The organism is Chamaesiphon polymorphus CCALA 037 (genome assembly GCF_003003845.1).
In the GTDB taxonomy this organism is placed as follows: domain Bacteria; phylum Cyanobacteriota; class Cyanobacteriia; order Cyanobacteriales; family Chamaesiphonaceae; genus Chamaesiphon; species Chamaesiphon polymorphus.
On sequence record NZ_PVWO01000649.1, the window covers coordinates 1 to 2,648 of the forward strand.

Below are 2,648 nucleotides of genomic sequence, written 5' to 3' on the forward strand. Positions count from 1 at the left end.
GAGATGTGTATAAGAGACAGGCGTCAGCAGGGTGGCGAGGGTTAAGCCAGAGAAGACGACAATCCCTAGAGGTTGCAAAAATTCTGAGCCTTCGCCGATCCCCAGCGCGAGGGGGAATAGTCCCAAGACGGTGGTGACGGTGGTCATTAAAATCGGGCGCAGGCGTTGGGGGGCGGCTTTGAGGATAGCACTATGTCGATCGAGTCCTTCTTCTTCGCGGATTTGGTTGGCTGTTTCAACCATGATAATGGCGTTGTTGACGACGATTCCGACGAGTAGCACGGCACCGACGACAACGGTAATCCCGATCGCGGTTTGGGTAATATATAAGCCAAACAGACCGCCGACTAGTGCGAGGGGGATGGTTAAAATAATTACCAGCGGATCGATAATTGAGTTGTACTGTACCGCCATGACGACGAAGACTAAAAAGGCTGCTAATCCGCCTAGCGATACTAGTGCGCTTTGGAGTTCTTGGTTGGTTTGTCCGGCGTAGCTGGGAAGTACAGTCACGCCGTCGGGTAAATCGAGGCTAGAGACGACCTGCTGGACTTCGGCTAATGCTGCGCCCAGACTTGCGCCCTTATTCAGGTTACCCGCGATGATAAAAACGGGGCGTTGGTTGATGCGCTGGATTTCACCAGGAGCCTGTCCTTCAGTAATTGTGGCTACATCGCTCAATCGGACTAGAGAATTGTTGTTGACAAATAGGGGGATTTGTGCAAGCTGGGAAGGTTGTTTGAGCAGGGATTGGTTTAACTGCACGCGGACGTCTACCAGTCGCTCGTTGCGCTGCAACTGGGTGGGGACAGAACCTTCGATCGCGGTTTGGATGGTGTTGCCGATCGCTTGAGTGGTTAGACCCAGGGCATTGGCGCGCTCCCAATTGGGGCGAATTTGGACTTCTGGCTGGCGATCGTCGGCATCGGGACGGAAAGCAGATAATTTGACTCGATCGTCTAGAGCGGCTAATACCTGCCTTCCTGCGCGGGTGAGGACTTCGGCATCTTGCCCCTGAAGGACGACATCTACTTCGGCACCTCGCACGGGGGAATTGTTTAAGATTAAGCCGCGCACGGAACCTGCGGTCACTCGGACGCGAATTCCGGCGAGGTTGAGCCGATTGAGTTCGCGGGTGGTGCGCTCGGTGAATTCCTGGATATCGCTACCAGGTTTGAGGGTGACGCTGCCAGAACTGCGGGAGGGGTTGGAGGAGATGCTGCTACCAAATAGCGCACCGCCTGCGGTGGTGAAGACATATTGAGTTTCTGGCTGCTTGAGCAGCACATCGTCAACGGCAGCCATGACGCGGCGGTTGGTAGCTAGCGAGGTACCGGAGGGAAATTGGACGTTGACATTGGCTTGTCCGGTACTGATGCGGGGGAGGATTTCTTGGGGAATTTGGCCTGCCATCAGGATGCCACTACCGCCTAAGAAGATAAATGCAACTATGACGACGATCGCCGGACGCCGGATGACTTTAGCGAGAATATTACCATAGGTGCGGGTGCCACCTTCGAGCCGTTGGTTGAATGCGCGTAGTATCCACAGCCGATTTAAGCCGCTGGTACGTTCGATCGAGAATAGCCGCGCTGACAACATGGGGACGACAGTCAGGGCGACAATTAGAGAAGCAGCTACTGCGAAGCAGATCGTCAGAATTAGTTCGTTAAATAGTAAGGAAATAAAGCCACCGACGAGTACGAACGGCAGTACAGAGACGAGGTTGGCAGCAGTTGAGGCGACTAGAGAAGATTCGACTTCTTGACTGCTTTCTTCGACAGCCGCGATCGCTTCACGGGCATAATCGCTATTATCTCCATTTTTTTCTCGATCGAGTTTGAGGGTTTCGATTCGTTTGCTGACATTTTCGAGAATTACGACTGAAGTATCGATCGCTTGGCCGACACTGATTGCCAATCCCCCCAAACTAAAAATATTCAGCGAAAACCCGCTCAACTTCATGACGATCGCGGCTGCTAGCGTACATAGAGGAATGGTGAGGGCGATAATAAATGTTTGCCGCAGCGAGCCTAAAAAGATAAATACCGAAATCGCTGCCAGGAGCGCGCCAGATAGTCCAGAGGTAATCACATCTGCCAGGGAGTTGCGGATGAATACAGATTCGTCCAACGTGGGCGTAATGACCATATCGGCGGGAATGGTACCCGATTTTCGCAACTGCTCGATCTTGGCTTTGACAGCCTCGACGACCGAGACAGTATTGGCATCGGACTGTTTCTGGACGCTGATTTTGACTGCTTTTTGACGGTTGAGATTGACGAGTACTCGCTCCTCTTCGGTGCCATCGGTGACTGTGGCAAAATCCCGCAGATATACTTGTTGTGTCGGGGTGGTTGGGACGGTTGGGGCGGTGGTAGTTGTCGTAGGGGTAGTGTTACTAGCAGCCGCTTGTCCGGCTGTCGCAAAAGCGAGATCGCGAATCTCGCTGGCATTCTGAAAGCGTCCGACGGCGCGGGTGAGGGGTTCGGAGCTATCGCCGCGAATGCGTCCGCCAGAGACGTCTTGGTTGCGTTGGGTGAGTTGTTCGAGAACTGTGGGGAGACTAATTCCTAGTGATTGGAGGCGATTGAGGTCGATATCGACGCGGACTTCTTCTTGAACGCCGCCAGAGACATCGGCGGAGG

Annotated in this window: 1 protein-coding gene; it reads right to left on the reverse strand. The window is 53.6% G+C overall.

Annotated features, from left to right (window positions below; all coding sequences use genetic code 11):
* Window positions 1-2,648, reverse strand: a 2,648-nt coding sequence (locus C7B77_RS27755; RefSeq protein WP_106312675.1) for an efflux RND transporter permease subunit, incomplete at both ends; no start/stop codon positions are given.